The following is a 22,607-nucleotide window of genomic DNA, read 5'->3' on the forward strand; positions in this document are numbered from 1 at the left end:
AAGGAATTAGAGGAAGTGAAAAGTGAAAAATGAAAAGTGAAAAATTGCTAATAATCATTAATCATTAATCATTAAAAATTAGTTATTTTTCTTTATAGAAGGAATTGATACTGGTATACTTTGGGTTCTATCGCTTGGGCGAGGCGAGCAAGAGCTTAGCGTAGGGTAACGATGAGGCGATTATAGGTTTCGTCCTCGCTTTTGTTGTTCATTTTGCCTTTGTCATTACGTCCTTGAAAGTGTTCTCGGATGTCGTAGAGGGAGGCGTTGGCATTGGCGTTGGGCTGGGTGAAGTAGTATTGCCAGAGGGCTTTTCCTGCTTCAAACACTGCTTGTGCTTCGGGGGTGAATTGGAGAGGCTCTATAGGTACAAGAGCTGTATTTTGGTGTGGGTTTTCTTCACCTGCGAGGGTGAAGAGGTTGTGCTCTTCAGAGGCTTGCCCACCGAGCTTTCCTGCAATGAAATCGGTCATAAAGTGGGAGGTGAAGCGTGCAGGGGCATTGACTTCTTGCTCGGTAAAGGGTATCCAACAGTTAGTGCCTTCGGTACTACTGATGCGGTTTTGCCCGTGAAAGAGGGTGTAGGTAAGGCAGTTGGTTTGAAAGTCTTTATCTTCTTGCCAGCCGTCTTTTGGGTATAGGAATTGATCACGGTCGTTAAGCCACGTGGCGGGGATACAATGGCGAACGGCAAGGTATATACACGAAGGAATAAGGTTTTTAGGATTGATAAAAGTCCATCTATTAGGATGGTTTTTTATATCAGTAATTCGTATAAAGTTACTGTGCTGAAAATCACTTCCATATAGTCCTATAGATCCTATAATAGTTTTGTCTTTAAAATCCCTTGTATGGTATTTTTTGTACCAATCTGTAATAAAACTGTTTTCGGGATAAACATAAAATTCCTTAATATCTATTTTTTGTGCATCTGAGTTATAAATATCAAGATATTTTTTCAATGCTTTTTATACTGTTTAAATCCCATATCATAAATCCAATGGGAAATTGTCCTTTTACATTATCAAAAGTATCGGCAGGGCAAGCAAATCCTTTTTTAAAATCAACTAAGAAATGAGCTCTAAATTTGTAAAAATTAGGTCCTTGGACAATTTTCAAAGTTGAAAATTGTCCAATTTTACAATTAGGAATTTCTTTCTTTATTCGTATTAAGAATTGAGCAAAAAGTTCTTTGGTAGCAATACCTATATCTTCACCATATTCTTCTTGAATTTTAGTGAAAGATACTCCTCTTTTATTGATTCTTCCTTCTTCACTTGTTTTGTTTATAGCGACTTCAGCATAAGGTGGATTGATATAGATAATAAGTTTTTTGCGTTCTTGTTCATCGTTAAGAACTTCAAGGAGGTCGGCGGGGAGTTTTTCGCTGTTGAACTCGTCGTTTAGAAAGTCAAATTGGAAGATGTGGTTATCCAAAAGGGGGAGTGTGTTTGACAGGGCAAAGTCTTTCATTACTCTTACATCGGCATCATCAAGGGTGCTTGCCCAGATGTTGTGTTTATAAGAGAGCCCTGCCAATAGATTACCAGTGCCAGCGGCACAATCCCAGATATAATAATTTTCTTGCCAATCGTCTCCAAAGACTTCGGCTAAGTATTGCTGAGAGAGTTCTACCCACTGTGGAGGGGTGAAATAGGCGCCTTGTCGTTCGCGCATATCTTGTGAAACGAGCAGGTCGCGACGGTTGAGGATGTACTCCCAGTATTCTTCGCGTGGGGGGCGTTGGTAGTGATTCCAGAATTGGTGATATGCTTTTTGGTTATCAGAAAACCCGAGGGTTTTGAATACATCATCATCGTATTTATCTTTGAAGACTACCATACGATATTTGTTGTTTTCGAGCACTACTTTCAGATTTTCTTTTAGAGAATGGTTTTCTGAAGAGAGTAGGTCGGCAAGGTAGAAATCGGCATCTAAAATTTGGTCTTTTTTAGCTTCTTCCCAACGTGTAAATTGAATGGTTGGTTTGACTATTTGTAGCCATTTATTATAAATGGTGATGAAATTGTTTTTGGTGATTTGTATTTTGTTGGTACTTGTTTTCCCTATAACAAAATTTTCTTTGATGAAGGTGTGTAGTTCTTTGTCGTCGGTGCCGAATCGGAAGTGGTAAGCGTTGCGCTCAAGGATGTTTTTGACGCGATTGTACACTTGCTCGAACTCGGCGGTGTTGTGGTCGGAGGGGGTAACACTCCAATTGAAATCGTTTTGAGTGAATATATCTTGTACTTCCCAATAGGGGATAAAGGCGATGAGCTGGCTGTTGAATACGCCGAGGTAATTGGGAGGCAATAATCGCTCGAAGGTGCGTGCTTTGCCGATGGTAAGGACAAGCTGAGCGAGGGCTTTGTAGATATCAAAGTTAGCACGTTTGGCTTCTGCCCATAGGAAATAGTGTTTTTGCCCGAAGAAGGTTTCGGGGTGAGCGACGGCAAAATCAATGCGCTCGATGATGTCGGTATGGTTATAGGCGGCAAAATAGTCGTGTCCTACTTTATTTTTGAGTTCTTCTTCGAGGATGTTTTGATATTTCATTAGGATTGGGATGCTAATTCTCTTGTGCTTTTAACGAAAAGCACTTTTATTTTTTTCTCAAAGGGCAATTTAGGGAGCAAAGATACGAATTTAATGATTAATGACTCATGAAAGTCTTAAGGATTTTGATCAGTTTTTGGGCATAATTGGGGTCGGTGGCATAGCCAGCACGAGCGATTTCTTGCGCTAAGCGGAAGGGGTCGCTTTTGTATTTCATTGCTTGGCGATAGCGGGGATTTTTCATCAATAACTGGGCATGGGCAGTGAAAGAAGCCTCTGGAGTAGGGTACTTTACGAACCAATCGCGCACTACATAGCGATAAGTGCCATTGGGTAAGGCAGTAATGGAGAGCACCTGAGGGAAGGTAGCCTTACGGGTAGGGAGTATCTCTACGGTCTTTAATAACTGACGTGCATCGGCAGGGGTTGTGGCAGTGGCTTTGATGCCAAAGAACATATTGCCCGGAGCATGTGCCCCCCAGCCTGTTTCTAAGGCAGCTTGTGCTAAGATAAACAAATGGGATATGCCTGTTTTGCGTTCTGTGACAAGGGCAAAAGGACGGTATTTTTCTAAAAAAGAGAGCATTGGGAAAGGGAAAAGTGAATAGTGAAAAGTATAGTCAGCGAATAGTTAAAAGTAAACAGAGAAAAGTGAAAAATGAAGACGCGTGAGCGAGTATGTGGAGTGGTGAAAATCTTAGAAAATTATTTTTTAAGTATAATTTAGGCTTGTCTAAAATAAATTTATTGGTTAGTCTAAAAATATTTTATATATTTGCACTCATAAACGGATAACTTCTTAAAACTAGAAAATAATGAGTGATTATTGTATGTGCCACCTCCAGAGGTACTGGGAGGAGCTTACCTCTCTTTCTCAAGAGAGTTTTGAAAGGCAGGATTATGCCAATGCACTTGCTTATAGCAAGGAAGCACTATACAGGGCAGAGGTGCTTACCAGCCATTTAGAAGGTTGTTTGAGATTGCATATTCCTTTTGTGAGGATTTACACGGAGTCATGCTGTAATTTAGCCCTGCTATACAAGCAATTTGGAGAAACAAATCAAGCAAGAGCGCTACTAAGGCAAGCTATTACACATCTTATACAGCTAAGCCAACAAAGATCTCTTCCCAATGAGGTGCTGGAGACACAATTGCAGAGGCTTTGCCATGTTTTGAGTGAAAAATGAAAAATAGTTATTAATCATTAATCATTAAAAATTATTCTTTTCCTTGAGTTAAAAAGTTCAGGTAAAGAGTAGCGGCGTGTTGTCTTATCTGAGGGAGAGGGGTAAGGGTTTGCCTTGAGAGGGTAAAGGTAACCCCTTCCAAGTGGGAGGAGCGCAGGATGACCGCAATGGCTTCACAAAGGTTCCGCAGGCGAAGGCGTGGGGAGATGTATTGCTCTCCAAGTCTTCCCATTCGCACGCGCTTATCAGGCACATAGATGATAATCTGTGCCTCTCCTGTAAAGAAAGGCTGGGCAGGAGCGGGTGGAGTGGCTTTCTTTTGCTTATACAGGCATTGGGGGCACTGTAGGATGATATCCTCCAAAGAGGAGTCATCAGGACGGTCATTTCCCAGATAAATGCCTCCAGAGAGGTGTGTGCGCTCCTTCAGATGTGCTTGTGTAAGAAGCTGGTAGAGATGGGTTTCTATATTAAAAGTCATAATAAACGAAAAACAAATTAAGTGAAAAACGAAAAACGAAAAGTGAAAAATTTTTTATCCACATACCCAGCTGTGAGCACTCGCTGGCTATACTTTTAACTGTTCACTATTCACTGTTCACTGTTCACTGTTCACTGACTACGTCCACAGGCGGCAATGAAGCTGACCTTGGTCGTATTTTTGGACATTGGCTTGCAGACGAACCTCTGTTCCTTGAGCATCATTACAAACCATAATAGTGGTTCCTATAGGGATTTTAGGTGTTCCTTTTGGGAGATATACCACTGAGGCAAAGCGCCGAAAAGAGGCATTGGCACTTTGCACATGGTGATATAGGGTATTGGCAATGGGTACTTCCTGTCCCTTGCTATTAGCCTCCTCACGGCAGCGACACACGAAGGAAAGCGAAGGGGTGCTCTCGCTCCAAGTGCCGTCAGCCTGTTGTGAAGAAAAAGAGGAGGTACAGAGAAAAAGATAATGAGGGAAAAGCATAGTTAAGTTAAAAATGAAAAACGAAAAATGAAAAATTTTTCACCCACATACCCAGCTGTGAGCACTCGCTGGCTATACTTTTAACTGTTCACTATTCACTATTCACTTTATTTTCTACCACAGGTAGGATTTATTTCTCAGAGTGGGGGCATGGGAAGGAAATAGGACATTTTTCTCACCCAATTCATGGCAGAGAGCAGTGTAAAAGGCTTTAATCGCTTCCATATTCCATGACTGAGAATAACTTCCCTCGCTGACCTTCTGGGAGGCAGGAGCAAGCAATAGCGAAAAATGCTCATACATGGCACGATCACAGCGGTCTATTTCAATGGAGGTGTGAGGGGCAAGATGTGCCTTAAGCAAGACGAGCTCTACTTGCTCTGGGCTAAGCCCTAAGGGAGCTAAACAACGAGATAGATATTCTAAATTGGACATAACAAATTAAATGAAAAACGTAGTTAAGTGAAAAATGAAAAGTGAAAAACGAAAATTTTTTCACTATTCACCCACATACTCGCTCCCGCGACTTTACTATTCACTATTCACTATTCACTGTTCACTATTTAGTTGATTCTCCAAGAGGTGTTATCCACTTGCATAAGAGTAGAACGAGAGGCGAGATTCCAAGCGGGGAAGAGGTTAGCCACCGCTTCGGTTACCTCACGCACAGGGGATTCCTCAGAATATTTCTTGATAAGGGTGTGTCCGTGGAGTACCTTCAGGGCATTGGAGCCTTGCATTTTCAGGTCAATAGGGGCTTTCCAATAGGTGGCTCCCAGTACCTTGCTTTCGCTGAAGAGAATCACATTATCCGCAAAGGGATTGGACGTTTTAGCATTACCATTGGCTTGTTCAAGGGTAATTTCTTGATCAATGACGATAATCTGGAGTCCGCGATAGGTCTCGGTATGCTTGGCTAAATAAGCATTAACAGAGAGTAGGTCAGGAGTATCGGAAAGTCCTGTAAGGGAAAGGGAGTAGGAGGCACACTTCTTGATGACTTCCTCTTGGGAGGAGAACTTAAGGAAGGTATCAGCATTCATGAAGGCATACTTGTAGGTAACCCCATGTTTTTCCTTGCCAATCCTCAAGGCGCGAGGGATGTCCTTACTCAGAGGTTTCCCATTGGTGCCATTGTAAGGAGCTTCTACCCCAATTTTCTGTTCACTGGGAATTTGGTAATCCACATTATATTGGGAGACAACGGAAAAGTTGTTTTCAGGGGAGAGTACCACCTTTCCTAAGGAGATTTGTTGTAAGGCAATCCATTCGGCACGGGAAGCGATTCCTTGCCAGCAATACTGAGTATCATCTGCCCAGAACTCCACAAGGGTAGTAAGGTCTGCATTCTGAGCCGCCGCCGCAACCATAAGGTCGTATTCGGTGAGATCATCTTCATTTTTCTCCCGAGCAATGGAAATTTTAGGAATATCGCCCCCGATACGGGCTATCGCCTTGCGTACCTTCTTAGGAATAGAGGCACCGCGGGCAATGAGGTCTCCGGCAATTTTTAGTCCTGCTTGTGCTTGTAGCATACGCCAAGAAAGCAGAGAGGTTTCCCGCAAAGGGAATAAAGTAGGGTAGTAGTAATTCTCCAAACTATAAGAGCGTACTACCGCTTGTAAGTCGGTCTGGTTCAGACCAATCATAAGAGAAGTATTCATAATTAATGAAAAATGAAAAGTGAAAAGTGAAAAATGTAGCCAAGCCAATACTTAGAACTTGGAAAGTTGTGTGAGCGAACAGGAAAGTGAAAAATCTTACTCTTTACTTAAATAAAGAAGATTCCTCTGAGGTGTTCTTTGAAGGACTCAGGGATGGGAGGGATAAGCTCCTCACGGACAACACCGATGAGCGTTGCGGCACAGAAGAGATTACTCCTCTGAGGGACGATGAGCGTGGCAGAAACTAACGCACTGGGGGTTACCTTAGGAATCTTATCTTCTCCTTTGGAGGCAAATAGTGGGGTGTTCTTGCTCAGTTCTACAGAGATAGCTTCCTGAAGTACAAGCAGGTCATAAGCAGGATTGCTCTTATCTATGGACTTGATTTTCTTTCCGTTGGAGCTATCGGAAGCAATATAATCGCCAGGGAGGAAATGATGTCCTTTCCTTACCTGTAAGGAGGTCGCCGCTGAGGTTGCTTGTGCTGATAATTGGGCAGTTTTGCATACCGCATAGCGCCCTGCAGTGTCTTTACCAATAGGAGTCCCAGCCTTAAGATAGGCGCCACCTAAAACCTCTGAAGAGAGTGTTACGCCTCCGGGAATATCCGCAAGCAGATGAGAGAATGCACCTGTGATTGGCGCATCAGAAGAAAATGAAATGGAAAACATAATTAGTGAAAAATGAAAAATGAAAAGTGAAAAATGAAAAATAATAAATCTTTTGCTAGATTAAAGTTTTTTACCTCTTAGAGGAGGGTTTTCAGCTTGTTGTTGCTCAATGAAGAGGGTAACCGAAGGAGAGACGCCACTCTTGGGCTCACGAGCAAAGAGAGGGGCATGGTTCTGGGCGAGAGAGCGGTTACTTAAGGCTTGATTAGCGGAGAGAACATCGGATTGCTTACCGGAGAGATACTGAGAAAAATCCTCAGGGGAGGCAAAGTGCATACGGGAGAAATCCTTAAGGCTCTGCTGGCGAAAGGTGTCGTCCTGACAGGAGGAAAGCACCTGTTGTAATTGTTGTAACCGTTGTTGTTCATTCTGTTGTCTCTCGAAGTGGCTCAGGCGCTGCTCGAAGGCAGTAATGGCTTTGAGAACGGACTGCTCCACAAGTCGGGTAAGAGAGGCTGTGTTCTGTGAAGATACAGGAAAGGGAGCCACGGTAGGTACCTCGGAATTTTCCGTAAGGGAAGGCTGCTCCTTGGAGGGAATCTCAGTAGCTACTGGGGTAGGGGTGAGAAAGCTGCTAAGCTGTTCTAAGGTGAGCTTGCTTACTAAGGCTTGCACCTGATGCATATCTGGATGCTGGTCAGAGAGGCTTTGGGCAACTCCTTCCAATCGCTCAGGAGCTATAGAAGGAAATTTCTCACTCAAAAGGGTAAGGATGGTATCTTTCATGATAATGATTTGTTTAAAAAGAAGGAATTAATACAACACTAATGATTTTATTGACGCTGCAAAGGTACAACATTTTTGTAGCTATGTCAAGAAAAAAAGGATTGAGAAGTGTCCACCCCCCCTTAATAAGGGAAAAACGAAAAATGAAAAACGAAGTCACATGAGCGAGTATGTGGGTGAAAAATGAAAAATTCTTCACTATTCACTGTTCACTATTCATTTATAAGAGTTGCCATTGTTCTCGGGAGACCTGTATCTTCAGTCCTCCTTCGAGCCAAATAAAAGGTTTATTTATGCGAATGATGTAAGCACGATTGACGACTGTTTTTCGTGTATGAGCCACGAAGGTGGAGAGATGGTGTTCACTACAGAAGTGATGTATCTCCTCCCAAGTCTGTTTTAGGTGTATTTGTCCGCCGGATAAAGTATGGAGCACTTTCAGGCGAGGATTCTCCTCATCCTGCAGAAAACAGAGGATTTCATGAGGGAGAATACGTACTTGTTGTTTGAGGTAGTTTTCAATAAACACAGGGGCTTCCTGTTGTCCATCGGCGAGAGCTTCTGCCTCAAGGACATACTGCTGAAGGTGTTCGGTGAGGTTCTGGAAGATGGGCTTGACTAAGTACTTCTTTACCAAAGGAAATTCATTGAAAACCACTTGAGGAATCTCAGGATTTTCTCCTTGGTATCCGGTAAAGAAAATGATGTAAGGCGTGTAGTAAGTCTTCTTATGGATATGGCTAAGGATAGGATAGGCATTGCCTCCGCGTATACTCCAATCAGAGAAGATGAGGTCGGGCTTTTGTGCATCTATTAGGGCGATTGCCTCAGGCAGACTATCGGTAAAGGGAATCGGTTGCCATTGCAAGTAGCGTTGCATGCGAGCGGTGATATTCTTCCAGATGTTTCTATCGTCCTCTATGACAAGGTATTTATAAGTTGATTTTTTCATAATCAATGCCTTTTTTCAGTTGTATAATGGTGATGGTGCCTGGATATTGTTCATCGTTAGGATTCTTGTCCTCCATGGTAATGGTAATGGCATGGTCAAAGTGCTTATTAAGGATATTTAGAATGCGCTGCAGGGTCTTCAGTCCGGTACCATGTCGCTGCAAACCTGCATATTCCTTAGAGCGAGTTACTCCTACGCCGTTATCGCTGATGCTGATCCCGTAGGCAACAGGACGTTCCCAGAAAGCAATACGCAGAATCTGAGGAGGAGTGGAACGGTGCCGCAAGCCATGTAGAAGGGAGTTCTCCACAATCACCTGAAGCAAGCCCATAGGCAGCAGGAAATCATCAGGAATAGCCCCTGCATTTTCCACCTGTACCTGTAGGTTCGGCAGGAATATCTCCCGCTGAATGGCAATGGTGTTCTCCGTGAGCTTCCACTCTTGGGAGAAAGGAATGAAGGTGGTTTGTCCCTGTGAAAAATGATGTATAATGGAAATATTCTCCCCTATATAGGAGAGGATACGCTCGGCATGAGGCTTGTCATAGAGCTCTGCCCCTAAGCTATTGAGTGCATTGAGCATAAAATGGGGTCGGAATTGCTTGTTGAGGCTATTGAGTTTCAGGAGCATAATCTCCTTATCTTGCCTATCTATCTTGCGCATATTCCATATCATGTATAGCCCTGTAGCGGCAGGGATAAGCACAACTACCAACCAGAAGTAGGTATCCTGCCAGAAGTATTTCTTGATGTTCAGTGGGAACTCATAGCGGGTATAGGAGCCGTCGGCTTGGCACATCACCACCGAAAAGGTGTAGTTGCCAGGGGAAAGGTTCTGAAAGCGATATTCAGTATCCGAGAGGAGAACTCCTTGCTCTATAGGAGCTTTCTCGTTTTTGTCCTTAAGGGTCGCTACCAGAAAGCGGGGAAGGTTATCCTTGCTCTGATAGTGCAGGTGGATATCAAAGGAATTCTGGTTGGCTTCCAGCACAATGGGATCATCGGCACGACCCTTTACTTCGGCTTTGCCCGTACTGATGGAGATAGAGGGTTCCACTGGAAAGGAGGGTAGGGTAAGCCACTTGGCGATATCCCACTGGAAAAGCATATTGGAGGAGGCAAACCAAAGGCTGTTATCCCGCTCATCGGTCAGTACACAAGCACGCTCCAGAGGAGTCTCCAAGCCCATGACAAGGGGAGGTAAGTACTTGACCTTAGCCGGTTGTCCTTGGTGGAAACTCTTAAGGTCTACTAAGAAAATTTTGTTAGTAACCCCTACCACTAAGTAATCCTGCCATTGGTGCAAAAAGATGATAGGGCGATTGTTACCCAAGAGCAAGGGATGGCGTAGCAAGGCAAAATCACCCGCGGTTGCCTCCAGCGGATTGCCCTTTCCCTTCCAGAAGTAGAGCTGTCCCTTTTCACTGCCGAACCAGAGGGTTTTCTCCTTATCCATGAATAAGCAAGCCCCCCTAATGGGAAAATTATCCTTGTCGTAGTGGAGTGTATGGGCTTTGTCCTGCTCAGGAGCATAAATGCCCACCCCTTGCATGGATATCGTCCAGAGGTTTCCAAAGGGATCCTCGCAGATACTCTGGCATTGGGTTAAGGTCAAGCCTTGCCGATGGTCAATGAGCTTCCAGGGAATTCGTCTGTCCTGAAGGTCTTGCACCGCCTTGTAAGCGATGCCATATCCTTGAGCACAACTGTAGAGAATGTCCTTTTGGCTTACATAGTTATGGAGGGAGAGTAGGGTATCATTGACCCTTACAAACTTATGTTCATTTTCAAAGAGGTATAACCCCTTATGATAAGTGTTGAGCAGCACCTTTTTGCCTATGACGGTTCCCCCATAGTTTATCTGTAGGCTTCTAAGAGAACTCTCATGGGTACCTTTGTCATCTACAGTGGAGAAGCCACCATTAGCGGAACCTACCCATATTTTCCCCTCTGGGGTCTGGACAATGGTGCGCAGCCCATCGCTATTGGTACCATTGTATAGGCGGGGATAGCAGCGCAAAAAGGTAAAAAGCCTTGAGAGCTGACCGTTGCCTGCTAAGTATAGGCTCTGGGATTCTGCTGAAAAAGCCTTATAGTAAGCTGATTTCAGTTCAGAAGTCCGTCCTATAGGTTTCCCCTCCTGAGCCAAATCATATACAGTAAGCCCATTACCATCCGTGTAGAGGTAGTAACGTCCCGGATTCCTAACCTCGGTTTTGCTTGGTGGAAGCAGGCGGGTGGTCTTCCCATAGCTGTAATGAAAAAGCCCCTCATGTTCCTCATCGGTGAAGTAGAAATCATCTAAGGAGTTGAAATATTGGGCAGTGAAAAAGAAAGGATAATCCCTCTGAGGTGCCTTATCCTCCAAAGGCTTCAGAGAGGTGCCCGTACTGTGATAGGAGAGCAGATATGCCTTGCCCTTCACCTCCACCGTGTACAGGGGGGTACTGCTCTTGAGCTCCTCATGAAAGTGGTGACCATCCCAGCGGATGAGCTTATACTGCTGCCCAGAAGGAGAAATGGCAGTGAAGTAAACCTTCTTATTGATAAGGAAAAACTGCGTATAGTGTGCCCCTGTAAAGCCCACTTGCGTGGATTGTAAGGATTGCCGATCACCTCCCGTGTATAGGCTTCGGTCAAAACCATAGAACAACTGCCCTCCCACTGAGTATTTTCTCTGGAAAGTACCCACATTCTCCCCTTTGAAAAGCTCTTCTACCTCAAGGTTATGCAGAGCACAGAGCTGGTCTTTCTCGGCAGAGAAGAGCACAGCACCATCGGTGTCCACCTCTATAGGAGCATTCATCTCATAGAAGTCCTGACCTATGGTATAGCGGTTGTAAGGCAATACCCGATGTTCCCAAATGGGTAAAGACTGTGAAAAAGACAGGTGAAAAGAAAAAAGTAGAACCCCGTAAGGAAAAAGCCTACTAAAACAGTACAGCAAAGGCACCTTAAGCCTGCCCGCATTGTCCTTCCAATACAGACCTCTATCCATGAAAGACTTAAAACGCCGTGTACTCATAACTGCTTCTTACTTTGGGGCAAAATTAAGAAAAAAAAGTAAAAAGATAAAAAATAACTAATGATTAATTTTTAATGATGAATGATGAATAACTATTTTTCGTTTTTTGTTTTCCGTTTTTCGCTATTCATTTTCCTGCTCGCTCATGCGACTTTATTTTTCACTTTTCGTTTTTTACTTTTGACAGTAATTTACGGAAAGGGGCATTGTATTTGATTTCACTCCGACAGGTAGCAATCAGGCGAGTGATGCTTCTTGGGGAACGATGTAGCAGCAAGGCTATCTCCTTACGAGTAAGCCCTTTCTCTTTGCATAAGTATACAAAGAGCAATCGCGCATGAACATGCTTAAGTGAGCGCTTATCAGGCAGATAAGCCTCAAAAGATAGACCGGTGGCTTGTGCTACCACAGCAGCGATCTCAGTAGTTACAAACATAGTTAATGATTAATTTTTAAAGATGAATGATGAATAACTCTATTTTTCGTTTTTCATTTTTCACTATTCATTTTTCACCCACATACTCAGCTGTGAGCACTCGCTGGCTATACTTTTCATTTTTCACTATTCACTATTCACTTTTCACTTTTTCCCCTTCATTGTTTAAGAAAGTTTTTTTCTCAAAGAGATATTTTAGAGCGACTTCTTGCTTAAGGGAGAGCTCTTGGGTCTGTGGGGTGGAGAAGGCAAAGCGGTACTTGTAGGCATGTTGCCGGAGGCGCTCCTCACAAAAGCGCTTTTTAAGGAGTGCTTTCTCCTCAGGGGAGAACTCCTCTACATAGCCTCTTTTTTGCAAACCTTCAAAAAGCCATGCGGAAAAGAAGGGGAGCGTACCTTCCTTTAAGTACTGCTCCCGTGCCTCTTTAACACAGTTTAGGAAATGTTCATCACTCAAGGGCGCTTTCTCTTCTGTAGGCTTCTCTTTGTGAATAGGTAGTTGGTGAGTCATACGTGTCTGTTGTAACCATTGGCAATATTTCTGTAGTACCTGACTAATGTAAGGGGCATTGATCAGGTTGTAATGAGGGGTAGGCACCCCCAGAGCACTGTAACGCTCCAGCTGAAAAGCCTTATAGAGCTCCTCAAGGGAGAGAAAAGAAAAGCGTGTGAGTACTAAGGTAATGATGTCCTCCTTGTTAAGGGTATCTATATTCCCCTTGATCCCCAGAAGGGTAGTATGTTGTACGATAATCATACCAATACCTGCACGGGCGGTTACTTCCGCTATCTGGCGGATGGGGGTGAAGTCCACCACCTTTCGGGCAAAGCCCACCTCTGAGGTCTCCTTACCAACCTTGGAGATTTGCTCTAAGAGTCTCTGCGGTTTGTCGTCCTGCAACGTAAGGACTTGTGTTGGTGCTGGTTGTGTTGAAGTAGGTAGGGTTGAGTATGTTTCCATTTTGGTCAATTGTAATAGGTTCTTTTCTATTTAGTGAAGGGTGGCTTAGGGTCTCTAACCAACTTGCCTCAAAGCCTTTCCATTGTTTTTGGACGATGAGCTTGAGGATGGTGTTTTTCTCCTGTTGGGTGAGCTGTACCTGCTCAAGGAAGAGCTCAAAGGCATGCTCACTGTTAATGGCTTTCTTTGCTTTGCGTATCTTGAGCCATTCGTCAACAAGGTCGGGGGCGAATCCCTCTGCAAGCATAGCCGCCCTGAAATCAAAGGACGTCTCCTTCTTTTGAGCTTCTTTTTCTTTTTGGGCGGAAATTTTTTCTTTTTCTTTTTTTTCCTCTTCCGAAGAGTCATTTAAGGGAGCTTCTAAAAAAGAATTTTCTTTTTGAAAAAAATTTTCTGGAGAAACACACTCTTTTTTTTGTTTCTTTTTTTCTAAAAAAGAAAGAGAATCATTGATATTGTCATTTATATTTATATTGACATAATCATTGATATTGTCATTATTATTTTCATTTACGTTATCATTATTATTCTCATTTACATCATCATTGGCATTTACATTAAGCGAGGAATTTTTAGCAGAGCGATTTGTTTCATCGCTGGGCGATTTTTTTTGTTCTTGAGCGATATTTTCCGCTTCTTCTAAGGAGAGCTTTCCTGAGAGTACCTCTTGGTAGAGTTCTTTATGCCATCTCTTTAGGTTGCCCATACGACCTTTTTCTTGGTTGGTTATTTTTGCCTGCTGGTATTTTTTCATATCTCTATCCAGTGCCTGCCTGATGAATCCGAAAGCAATGTTAGCCATGGGAGAGAGCGAATGTACCTCGCCCTTAATGGCGTATCGGGTGATGGCTTGGTAGATTTCCAATTGGATTTCCTGAGGGAGCTCATCAATGACATTGAGCCAGTCCACATAAAAAATGAAAGAATCTCTTTTCATCTGCATACGATTTAATTATCAATAAGAAACATTTTACAATATATTTGTATTATTTGACTACAAAAATACATCTTTTTTGCAGTAATGTCAAGTCTAATTACTACTAAATTATTGTTAAAAATAAAAGGTAAAAAACGAATTAAGTGAAAAACGAAAAGTGAAAAACGAAAAATGAAAAACGAAAAATGAAAAATTCTTCACTATTCACTTTTCACCCACATACTCGCTCCCGCGACTTTACTATTCACTATTCACTGTTCACTATTCACTGTTCACTGTTCACTATTCACTATTCACTGTTCACTATTCACTATTCACTGTTCACTATTCACTATTCACTATTCACTGTTCACTATTCACTATTCACTGTTCACTATTCACTATTCACTATTCACTATTCACTATTCACTATTCACTATTCACTGTTCACTTTTCATAACTGCTTGGTATTTTGTGTTTAACAAATAAGGAGTCTTAAGTCAGAATATATTTTTGTGGAACAACTAATTTCTTGAAAAGAATTTATATAAAAGTAATGATTAAGCTAAAAAAATATTTTTTTGATACTAAAAATATTAAATATTTATTAAAGTACTGCGAATTATTAAAAATAAGTTGTTATTTTGCACTCGGAACAAATTAAATAAATATGAGAAAAAGAACGATCACTTTTGTAGCTTTCACAATAATTACTTCTCTGGTAGGATGTAATACTCAAAGCGATGATGGTGTGGGTGAAAAACCAAGACCCAGCACTGAGAGTAGTATCTATTTTCGTGAAGGTGCTGCACATACTATACACATGGTAGAGAAAGAAGAACGTACCGTCCTTATTGATGGTGCTACAGATGCTTTTACTTTTACCGAAACTTCAGGAGAAGGAATCACTGTGAGTAAGCTCACCGCCCCTGCACGCTTGAAAATAAAGGCTAAATCTGTTGGAACATATCCGATACTTCTTGCCGAAGGATCTAAAAAAGCTACTCTAAATGTAGTGGTAAACGAGCGTGATACAGGTTGGAAAAACGGAATCTTCACAATAGAAGATATTGATGGAGATAAAACCGAAGAGAAATCCACAGGATATGTGGAAATTGAACTTCCTGCAGGTACTTACACTTATGATAGTAACTCTCTATTGCCAGAGAATGCACATGACCGCGTACAAGTACAAGTAATAGGAGAGAAAATAAGAGTAACGGCACTGAATCATTATGATGAAAATACGCCCATTACTTTTAAGGTTAAGAACCAAAAAAATCAGGAACGCACGGTAGTGATTAAAAGAGTTACTAAATTCTGGAGAACGGAAAGTAACGGCTATTTTCTTGTAGCCCTCTCCAATCCTATTTATGTAACTAAGCGTAGCTTTGATGAACGTAGGACTCCTCCTAAAGTGCCTTATACAGTCAAGAGTGTTTATAATGGTGAAGGTAGTAGTTCTGTACAACAAGAGCTTTTGTGGAATAATCCTAAAATTACGAAGATAGACTTGAATAACATGGAAACAATCCAAACTTCATCTTTCATGAATTCTTCTAACCTGGAAACAATCATAGCGGGTAAGGTAACTACAATAGAACGTGATGCTCTTAAAGGAACAAAAATAAAAAAACTTGTTCTTCCTGAAATAACAAAAATATATGGAGGAATTCCCTCTACACTACAATATCTTACTTTAGGTAAAAAATTTACCTATATGTATGACAACTCTCTTAGTGGTACAGAGAATTCACTAATGGAACTTCGTATTGAGGTAACTACACCGGGACAAATAACATATTTTCCTCCCTATGAAGATCCTAACTATAAAATTATAGGAGAAAATAATACAGCAAAATTGCTGGTGCCCAAGCAAGCCCTTGAGGATTATAAAATACGTTTCCCTTGGATTACAACCCTTTTCAAAGGAGGTGTGGAGGGCTATGAATAATGTTGTTTAATAATAAAAAGACTGAAATGTACAAGATAAAATATATCCTTATTGCCCTTGTGGTGATATTTAGTAGCAGAATATTATCTGCACAAGATAATTATCGTCCTTGGCTTATTGGCGCAGGTGTCAGTACGGTTGATATGCGTGTACCTACCGATTTCACAGGTATGGTAAAGGATTGGTTTGGTTACCCAGATATGAATGTAGGCTTCCGTTTGGCAGCATCCCGATACCTAAGAAAAGGGATTACTACAGAGGTAGGATTTGCTTATGCCTCTATTACTCGCGATGAAAATTACTTTCGTGGAGAGGCAAGTACTAAAGTGACTGGAAAATCATTTTTTGGAGCGGATGTGCGTGCTCGCTATCATCTGAATCGCCTCTGGGAAGGACTCCCTTGGCTTGATCCTTATCCACAATTGGGACTGGGCATCTCCTCTATAGAAGGTAAAACCAAAGTAAACTTTATTGCAGGAGTGGGAGCGAATTTCTGGTTCACGGATGTGATAGGAGCAAATGTACAAACCAGCTATCATCCTTCTCTCAAAGGTGGAATAGGAAGTGATTATTTTCAGTTGGGAGTAGGTGTGGTAGTTAAATTCCCTTTCAAAGCCCTTGAAGAACCCATTGTAGACCATGTAGAGCGTGAGAGATTGCCCAAAATAAAGAAAGAACGAAAGCGTATTACAAAGGCACGTCCGATTACCCGTGTGGAAACTCCCGAAGAACGTGAGGCTCGTACCATACGTGTAACTAAGGAAATTAATCTCTATGCGAAAACTATTCTTTTTGACCTTGATAAGGCTATTGTGAAAACCCAAGCAGAATTTATTCTGGATAATATTGCCAAAATTATGCAAGAGAATGAGGATTTTAATTTCGTCATAGAAGGACATACGGATAATACAGGAACACCAGAGCATAACTTGCAACTCTCTCAAGAACGTGCCGATGCCATTAGAGCCTATCTTGTTAATAAAGGAATCAATAAGAAACGCTTGGAAGCGAAAGGCTACGGACTCTCTCGCCCATTGGAAAGTAACGATACCGAACGCGGACGTGAAATAAATCGCCGTGTGGAAATAAATGTTATTCCTGATGAGCAACACGTAGAAAAAACATTATAAGATAAAATCTTTTCATAACATTATTGATTTTTTTGTTTAATGTGTTTGATTTCTGAAGCCCTTGGGGGATACTTCGGGGGCTTTTTTATAAAAATACAAGAGATCAACTTACAGAATCTCGCTTAATAAAAAAATGTTTTTTCGTAGAAAATAGAGTTTTTTTCATAATATTTTTTTTAATTGCTTTTTAATTGAGGAGTTTCAATTAAGTTAATTGTTAAACAAACAACTCCCAAAAACTCTTGGGAGTTGTTTTATTAAGATGAAAAGAAAGTGAATATTTTGATATAATTAAGTGTTTTTTCATAAATAAAGTGTTTTTATTGTTTTATTGTTTTATTGTAAGAGGCTCCTTTGAATAGGAGTCTTTTACTATCTAATCATTGGAAAAAAACAAATCATTAATATATAATAACTTAAAAAGAAAAAAAATGAAACATTATTTTATTTTAGTGCTAGTTGTATTAGCGGGAATTTTCACAGGTTGTTCTAAAAGCGACAGTGATAGTTCAAAAGGAGGGGTACTTACACCAGGTACGTATACCATAAAGGCAGTTATTACAGGAGGAGGTGTACTAAAGGATGGTAAAATGACCATTGATGTTGAATTAGGAAAAAAAGTAAGGGATTTGGATATTACTAATGATCCTGCACTGGCAAAAATGAATGGAAAAACAGAGTGGGAAGGAGATTATAAGATTGAAAGCTCTGTCCAAGTAACCATTCGTGCCATAAAACCTACGGAGAACTCTGTATTAACCCTTTATATTCTTAAAGGGAAAGATGTGGTCAGAAAGGATGAGTACAAAGGTAAAGGTAATCATGATGGACTGATAGGGCATATCAGTATCAGATTACAAAATTAAAAAGTAAAAAACGTAGTTAAGTGAAAAACGAAAAATGAAAAATTCTTAACTTTTAACTATTCACTTTTTTGGTATGATTTTTGTGATTTGTATAGTGAATTAATAAATCAATTAAGAATAATGAGTTATTAATCATTAATCATTAATTATTAATTATTGATCACTATGAATAGATTTTTTATAATAGGGTGGGGACTTCTTTTAGGAGCCTGCCAGCAGGCTCCTAAAGAGAAAGTTGCTTCGCTCCCTGAAGGAGAACAAGTCTCCTTGAGCGACCATTATGTCATTGAAGGAAAAGCACCCGTAAGGGAAGGAGCGAGGGTTTTCCTATATGAATATAAGAACAGAGCTTATCTGCCGGTGGACTCCACGGCACTTGATGAGCAAGGATACTTCCGCTTTGAAGGTAAGGCAGAAACGCCCTATATCTATGCCCTACGTCTCAATGGTACCGGAGGGCGGGCACATCTCTACTTAGAGAATACTCATATCTCCTTAGAACTCAATCCAGATTGGAACTTTAACTATCTCCATGCCAGCGAACAAGGACAGCTCTTTGAACGCTATAACCGTATGGCAGCTCACGATATGCTGGACTTACCTAAGGAAATTAAGGAGGCACCTGACTCTCCTGCACTGGCTTATTTCCTTGCCCGACGTGCTTCCCTTTATGAATATCCTGAACTTTTGCAGATGCGAAAAGCTCTTGACCCCTCTTTAAACACGAATCCCTATATACAGGAACTCGATGCCTTCATTGACCACCTGAGCAAGATACAACCGGGTATGGAGGCGCCTCAGGTAGACCTTCAGGATGCACAAGGCAGAAAGATTTCCCTGAGAGACTTCCGAGGAAAGAAGCTTCTGATTGACTTTTGGGCATCATGGTGCCCTGACTGCCGACAGGCAAGCCCTAAACTTGTACAACTCTACAAAACCTATAAAAACAAAGGAGTGGAATTCCTTAGTATCTCCTTAGATGACAACCTTGACCAGTGGCAAAAAGCTATCAAAAAAGATCAGCTGACTTGGTCTCAGGCATTAGCCAAAGGTGCTTGGAAGTCCGATGCTGCCACTACTTATGCCCTTCGTTGGATTCCTACCTCCTTCCTCTTGGATGAGAGAGGGTTCATTATAGCACGCTCCATACACGTGGAAGATTTGGAAAAAGAAATGAAAAAATAATGATTAATGGTTAGTGATTAATGATTATTTTTCACCCACATACTCGCTTATGCGACTTTACTGTTCACTTTTCATTTTTCATTGTTCACTTTTTTGGCACGGTTTTTGTACTTTACATAGTGAATTAACAAATCAATTGAGAATAATTAATTATTGGTTATTAATTATTGTTGATTACTAAAACGCAAAAAGATGAAAAAATTCGCATTAATGATAGTGGTTGCTATCGCAGGAATCACCCAAGGAGTCGCACAGAGTTTAGGGGCAAAGGCTGGGTATAATTATGCTTCCTTGAGTGGAAAAACTGTACAGGAATCGGATGTAAAAGCACTTAGTGGTTTCTATGGAGGACTCTTTCTAACCCTACCCTTAGGGGATGTACTCTCTATTCAGCCGGAACTGCTCTATTCACGTGAAGGAGCCAAATGGAAATATACCGCTGCAGGAGTAAGCTCCGAAAAACAGTTTAAGTTTGACTACCTTAATGTCCCTGTCATGGCACAGGTGAATCTCGGTCGCTTGACTCTTGAGGCAGGTCCTCAGTTTGGATTCCTAGTGGGTAAGCCGGAAGTGTCCTATGTAATAGGAAACCAGACTAGCTCCACCAAGGTGGAAAAGGATGCTTATGCTTCCTTTGACTTTGCTGTAGGTGCAGGACTCGCCTTGCATCTGACGGATCATCTGTTCCTCAATGCACGTTACACCCATTCCCTTACCAACGCCTTTGATAAGAACAATACCTCTTTGAGAAATGCTAACATCAGTCGGGATAATGATTTTAAGAACAGTGTACTCTCCTTCGGATTGGGAGTTAAGTTCTAAGGAGCAATCATTTCTATTGTAATTCATAGTGTTTTAATATTTGAAAAAGAAGTTACCTTATGTTTAAGGTAGCTTCTTCATTTTTTTTGAATTGTTGATAACTTTTTATTTTTCCTCTCTTTATCTTTTTCTTATTTTTGTACCTTTGCCTACAGTTATTAAGGCACTGATGTGGAGGTACCTAAAGGAATAATTATTATATTTTATTGGATTTTTTTCTTTATTTTTTTAATTATAAATTAAAAGTAAGGCTGCCTAATCTCACGAGGGATTGGGCAATCCTTTTTTAAGTGAAAAACAAATTAAATGAAAAACGAAAAGTGAAAAATGAAAAATTTTTACCCACATACTCGCTCACGCGACTTTACTGTTCACTGTTCACCCACATACCCAGCTGTGGGCACTCGCTGGCTATACTTTTAACCATTCACCCACATACTCGCTCACGCGACTTTACTGTTCACTGTTCATTTTTCACTGTTTTTTCCTTGAATGGATGAATCGTCTTTTTAAGCATACTATCATATATGGCTTAGCCACGGTGATGCCGCGGGTGTTGAACTTGGTGTTAACTCCCCTGCATACCAGTGCCCGCACCCTTACTCAGGCACAGTATGGGGTGTATCAGGGGCTTTTTGCCTATATGATTCTGGGCAATGTGCTGCTTACCTATGGCATGGAAACGGCTTTCTTCCGCTTTATGCACACTAACCAAGCTCCTGCCCGTGTATCGGCTACCTGCCTTACTTCCCTTACCTTAACTTCGGTAACTTTTTTGGTGTTGGGACTCCTTATCTCACCCTCCCTTGCCATTTGGTTAGACTATCCTCCTGCTTATATTCGTTATGCCGTGTGGATCCTTGCCTTAGATGCCCTGGTGGCGATCCCCTTCGCTTGGTACCGTAATGAGGGTAAGTCCCTTCATTACTCCCTTATCAAGGTGGGCAATGTTACGATTAATCTGGGACTGAATCTTCTATTTCTCCTTTATTTTCCCTTCTTGGAGAGTAGAGGCTATAGGCTGCCTCAAGGAGCTTTTATTCAGGATAAAACACAATATATTTTTATAGCCAACCTTATTGCCAGTTTGCTTACCTTTCTCTATATGCTTCCTCTCTACCGGAAGATAGGTTTTCTCTGGGATGTGGGGCTGTGGAAGCGCCTGTTCCGTTATGCCTTTCCGGTACTGATAGCCGGGATAGCCTTCTCCATTAATGAGGCTTTTGACCGTATTTTTATCCGTATGCTATATCCAGAGAATGAGGCAGATAGTGTGGTAGGGCTCTATGCAGGTTGTTATAAAATGGGCGTATTCATGACCCTTTTCATCACGGCTTATAAGCTGGGGGTGGAGCCCTTTTTCTTCTCTAAAGCAGGGGATAAGAATGCACCTGCCACCTACGCTAAAATTACCGAATATTTTGCCCTCTTTGCCGGTGGTATTCTCCTGTTCGTTTGTGTATATATTGACCAACTCAAGTGGTTGCTGATTCCTAATCGTGCCTATTGGGAAGGGCTCAAGATAGTGCCTTTCGTGCTCTTGGCAAATCTCTGTTTGGGACTCTATCACAGCATTTCGGTATGGTATAAGGTTACCGACCGCACGGCATGGGGTGCTTTCATCTCAGTCCTTGGAGGAGGAATTACGGTGGTAGCCAATCTCACGCTGATTCCCTTGTGGGGCTATATGGGAGCTGCTGTGGCTACTTTCCTTGCTTACGGAGGTATGATGGTCATCTCTTGGAGGATAGGACAAAAAAAATACCCAGTACCCTATCGCCTTAAGCGTATTCTGGGATTCTTAGGCTTGGCTACCCTCCTCTCCTTACTTTACTTCTATGTCTTTGATAGAAATGTACTGCTGGGAACGACCTTCTTCTTTATCTATATCAGTCTGGCAGTAAGGAAAGTGAAAAATTAATCATTAAAAATTAATCATTCATCATTATTTTTGTATCTTTGCCAAAGTTTTTTAAAACGAAAAACGTAGTTAAGTGAAAAACGAAAAACGAAAAGTGAAAAATTCTTCACTTTTAACTGTTCATTATTCACTATTCATTATTCACTATTCATTATTCACTATTCACTATTCACTGTTCACTTTTAACTTTTAACTATTCATTATTTATGAACGTTTTTATCATCAATCGCTCTGGGCATCCACTGCCCGCTTACCAAACCCCTCAATCGGCAGGGATGGACTTATGTGCTTTTCTCTCTGAGCCTATTACCCTTCATCCTATGGAGCGTAAGCTAATTCCCACAGGGCTCTATATGGAGCTCCCTGCTGGCTATGAGGCGCAAGTACGCCCACGTAGTGGCTTGGCGCTTAAGTATGGCATTACGGTGCTCAATACCCCTGGTACCATTGATGCCGACTATCGTGGGGAGATTCGTGTATTACTTATTAACCTCTCCCAAGAGGACTTCGTTATTCACGATGGCGATCGTATTGCGCAAATGGTCATCGCCAGTCACCAAACGGTAACCTTCACCCTTACTGAAGAGCTTTCACAAACCCAACGCGGTACAGGAGGCTACGGAAGCACCGGAAAATAATGTTTAACCGTTTCCTCGTGCAAA

Annotated in this window: 22 protein-coding genes; 8 read left to right on the forward strand and 14 right to left on the reverse strand. The window is 41.6% G+C overall.

Features of this window, described 5'->3' with window-relative positions; all coding sequences use genetic code 11:
- Positions 1-155 precede the first annotated feature (155 nt).
- From VJJ03_RS04410 to VJJ03_RS04420, 3 genes are all read right to left on the reverse strand, one after another.
- Entirely contained in the window at positions 156-962 is an 807-nt protein-coding gene (locus VJJ03_RS04410) for a hypothetical protein (RefSeq protein ID WP_323974062.1), read from the reverse strand.
- Positions 946-2,556, reverse strand: coding sequence for a hypothetical protein (locus VJJ03_RS04415; protein ID WP_323974064.1), 1,611 nt, complete (start codon positions 2,554-2,556; stop codon positions 946-948). The genes VJJ03_RS04410 and VJJ03_RS04415 overlap by 17 nt, the downstream gene beginning before the upstream one ends.
- 97 nt (positions 2,557-2,653) lie before the next feature.
- Positions 2,654-3,142, reverse strand: a complete 489-nt coding sequence (locus VJJ03_RS04420; protein ID WP_323974066.1) for a glycoside hydrolase family 73 protein — start codon at positions 3,140-3,142, stop codon at positions 2,654-2,656.
- Positions 3,143-3,371: 229 nt separating this feature from the next.
- Here VJJ03_RS04420 and VJJ03_RS04425 point away from each other — a divergent pair, with 229 nt between their 5' ends.
- Entirely contained in the window at positions 3,372-3,743 is a 372-nt protein-coding gene (locus tag VJJ03_RS04425; protein WP_009745055.1) for a hypothetical protein, read from the forward strand.
- Positions 3,744-3,774: 31 nt separating this feature from the next.
- Here VJJ03_RS04425 and VJJ03_RS04430 read toward each other — a convergent pair whose 3' ends face one another.
- From VJJ03_RS04430 to VJJ03_RS04480, 11 genes are all read right to left on the reverse strand, one after another.
- Positions 3,775-4,224: a hypothetical protein gene (locus tag VJJ03_RS04430; RefSeq protein WP_009745056.1), complete on the reverse strand. Its 450-nt coding sequence runs from the start codon at positions 4,222-4,224 to the stop codon at positions 3,775-3,777.
- Positions 4,225-4,362: 138 nt separating this feature from the next.
- The gene (locus tag VJJ03_RS04435; protein WP_009745057.1) at positions 4,363-4,716 is read right to left on the reverse strand and encodes a hypothetical protein; all 354 of its coding nucleotides are present in this window, start codon (positions 4,714-4,716) and stop codon (positions 4,363-4,365) included.
- 114 nt (positions 4,717-4,830) lie between these two features.
- Complete coding sequence (locus tag VJJ03_RS04440) at positions 4,831-5,151, reverse strand: DUF6706 family protein (protein WP_009745058.1); 321 nt, start codon at positions 5,149-5,151, stop codon at positions 4,831-4,833.
- Positions 5,152-5,279: 128 nt separating this feature from the next.
- Entirely contained in the window at positions 5,280-6,380 is a 1,101-nt protein-coding gene (locus VJJ03_RS04445; RefSeq protein WP_040357946.1) for a major capsid protein, read from the reverse strand.
- 107 nt (positions 6,381-6,487) lie between these two features.
- Complete coding sequence (locus tag VJJ03_RS04450; protein ID WP_009745060.1) at positions 6,488-7,051, reverse strand: hypothetical protein; 564 nt, start codon at positions 7,049-7,051, stop codon at positions 6,488-6,490.
- Positions 7,052-7,111: 60 nt separating this feature from the next.
- Positions 7,112-7,777: a hypothetical protein gene (locus tag VJJ03_RS04455; RefSeq protein ID WP_323974069.1), complete on the reverse strand. Its 666-nt coding sequence runs from the start codon at positions 7,775-7,777 to the stop codon at positions 7,112-7,114.
- A gap of 220 nt (positions 7,778-7,997) precedes the next feature.
- Entirely contained in the window at positions 7,998-8,729 is a 732-nt protein-coding gene (locus tag VJJ03_RS04460; protein ID WP_009745062.1) for a response regulator, read from the reverse strand.
- The gene (locus tag VJJ03_RS04465) at positions 8,710-11,754 is read right to left on the reverse strand and encodes a histidine kinase (RefSeq protein WP_323974071.1); all 3,045 of its coding nucleotides are present in this window, start codon (positions 11,752-11,754) and stop codon (positions 8,710-8,712) included. The genes VJJ03_RS04460 and VJJ03_RS04465 overlap by 20 nt, the downstream gene beginning before the upstream one ends.
- 160 nt (positions 11,755-11,914) lie before the next feature.
- Complete coding sequence (locus VJJ03_RS04470; protein ID WP_323974073.1) at positions 11,915-12,190, reverse strand: helix-turn-helix domain-containing protein; 276 nt, start codon at positions 12,188-12,190, stop codon at positions 11,915-11,917.
- Positions 12,191-12,323: 133 nt separating this feature from the next.
- The gene (locus tag VJJ03_RS04475; RefSeq protein WP_323974075.1) at positions 12,324-13,151 is read right to left on the reverse strand and encodes a hypothetical protein; all 828 of its coding nucleotides are present in this window, start codon (positions 13,149-13,151) and stop codon (positions 12,324-12,326) included.
- Positions 13,039-14,088, reverse strand: coding sequence for a DUF6291 domain-containing protein (locus tag VJJ03_RS04480; protein WP_323974077.1), 1,050 nt, complete (start codon positions 14,086-14,088; stop codon positions 13,039-13,041). The genes VJJ03_RS04475 and VJJ03_RS04480 overlap by 113 nt, the downstream gene beginning before the upstream one ends.
- A 649-nt stretch (positions 14,089-14,737) precedes the next feature.
- On the opposite strand from VJJ03_RS04480, the gene VJJ03_RS04485 reads away from it, so the two are divergent.
- The 7 genes from VJJ03_RS04485 (at position 14,738) to dut (ending at position 22,583) form a co-directional block, all read left to right on the forward strand.
- Positions 14,738-16,021 (forward strand): leucine-rich repeat protein, encoded by a 1,284-nt coding sequence (locus VJJ03_RS04485; RefSeq protein WP_323974079.1) that lies wholly within the window; start codon positions 14,738-14,740, stop codon positions 16,019-16,021.
- A 26-nt stretch (positions 16,022-16,047) separates the two neighbouring features.
- The gene (locus tag VJJ03_RS04490) at positions 16,048-17,151 is read left to right on the forward strand and encodes an OmpA family protein (RefSeq protein ID WP_323974081.1); all 1,104 of its coding nucleotides are present in this window, start codon (positions 16,048-16,050) and stop codon (positions 17,149-17,151) included.
- 431 nt (positions 17,152-17,582) lie between these two features.
- Positions 17,583-18,017 (forward strand): hypothetical protein, encoded by a 435-nt coding sequence (locus VJJ03_RS04495; protein ID WP_009745069.1) that lies wholly within the window; start codon positions 17,583-17,585, stop codon positions 18,015-18,017.
- A gap of 165 nt (positions 18,018-18,182) precedes the next feature.
- Positions 18,183-19,202, forward strand: coding sequence for a TlpA disulfide reductase family protein (locus VJJ03_RS04500; protein WP_323974083.1), 1,020 nt, complete (start codon positions 18,183-18,185; stop codon positions 19,200-19,202).
- Between the two features lie 192 nt (positions 19,203-19,394).
- The gene (locus VJJ03_RS04505; RefSeq protein ID WP_009745071.1) at positions 19,395-20,024 is read left to right on the forward strand and encodes a porin family protein; all 630 of its coding nucleotides are present in this window, start codon (positions 19,395-19,397) and stop codon (positions 20,022-20,024) included.
- A gap of 496 nt (positions 20,025-20,520) precedes the next feature.
- Entirely contained in the window at positions 20,521-21,945 is a 1,425-nt protein-coding gene (locus tag VJJ03_RS04510; protein ID WP_009745072.1) for a lipopolysaccharide biosynthesis protein, read from the forward strand.
- Between the two features lie 206 nt (positions 21,946-22,151).
- Positions 22,152-22,583, forward strand: coding sequence for a dUTP diphosphatase (gene dut, locus VJJ03_RS04515; protein ID WP_040357953.1), 432 nt, complete (start codon positions 22,152-22,154; stop codon positions 22,581-22,583).
- Positions 22,584-22,607: the final 24 nt, after the last annotated feature.

It is taken from the genome of Capnocytophaga sp. G2, from assembly GCF_035282625.1.
In the GTDB taxonomy this organism is placed as follows: Bacteria; Bacteroidota; Bacteroidia; order Flavobacteriales; family Flavobacteriaceae; genus Capnocytophaga.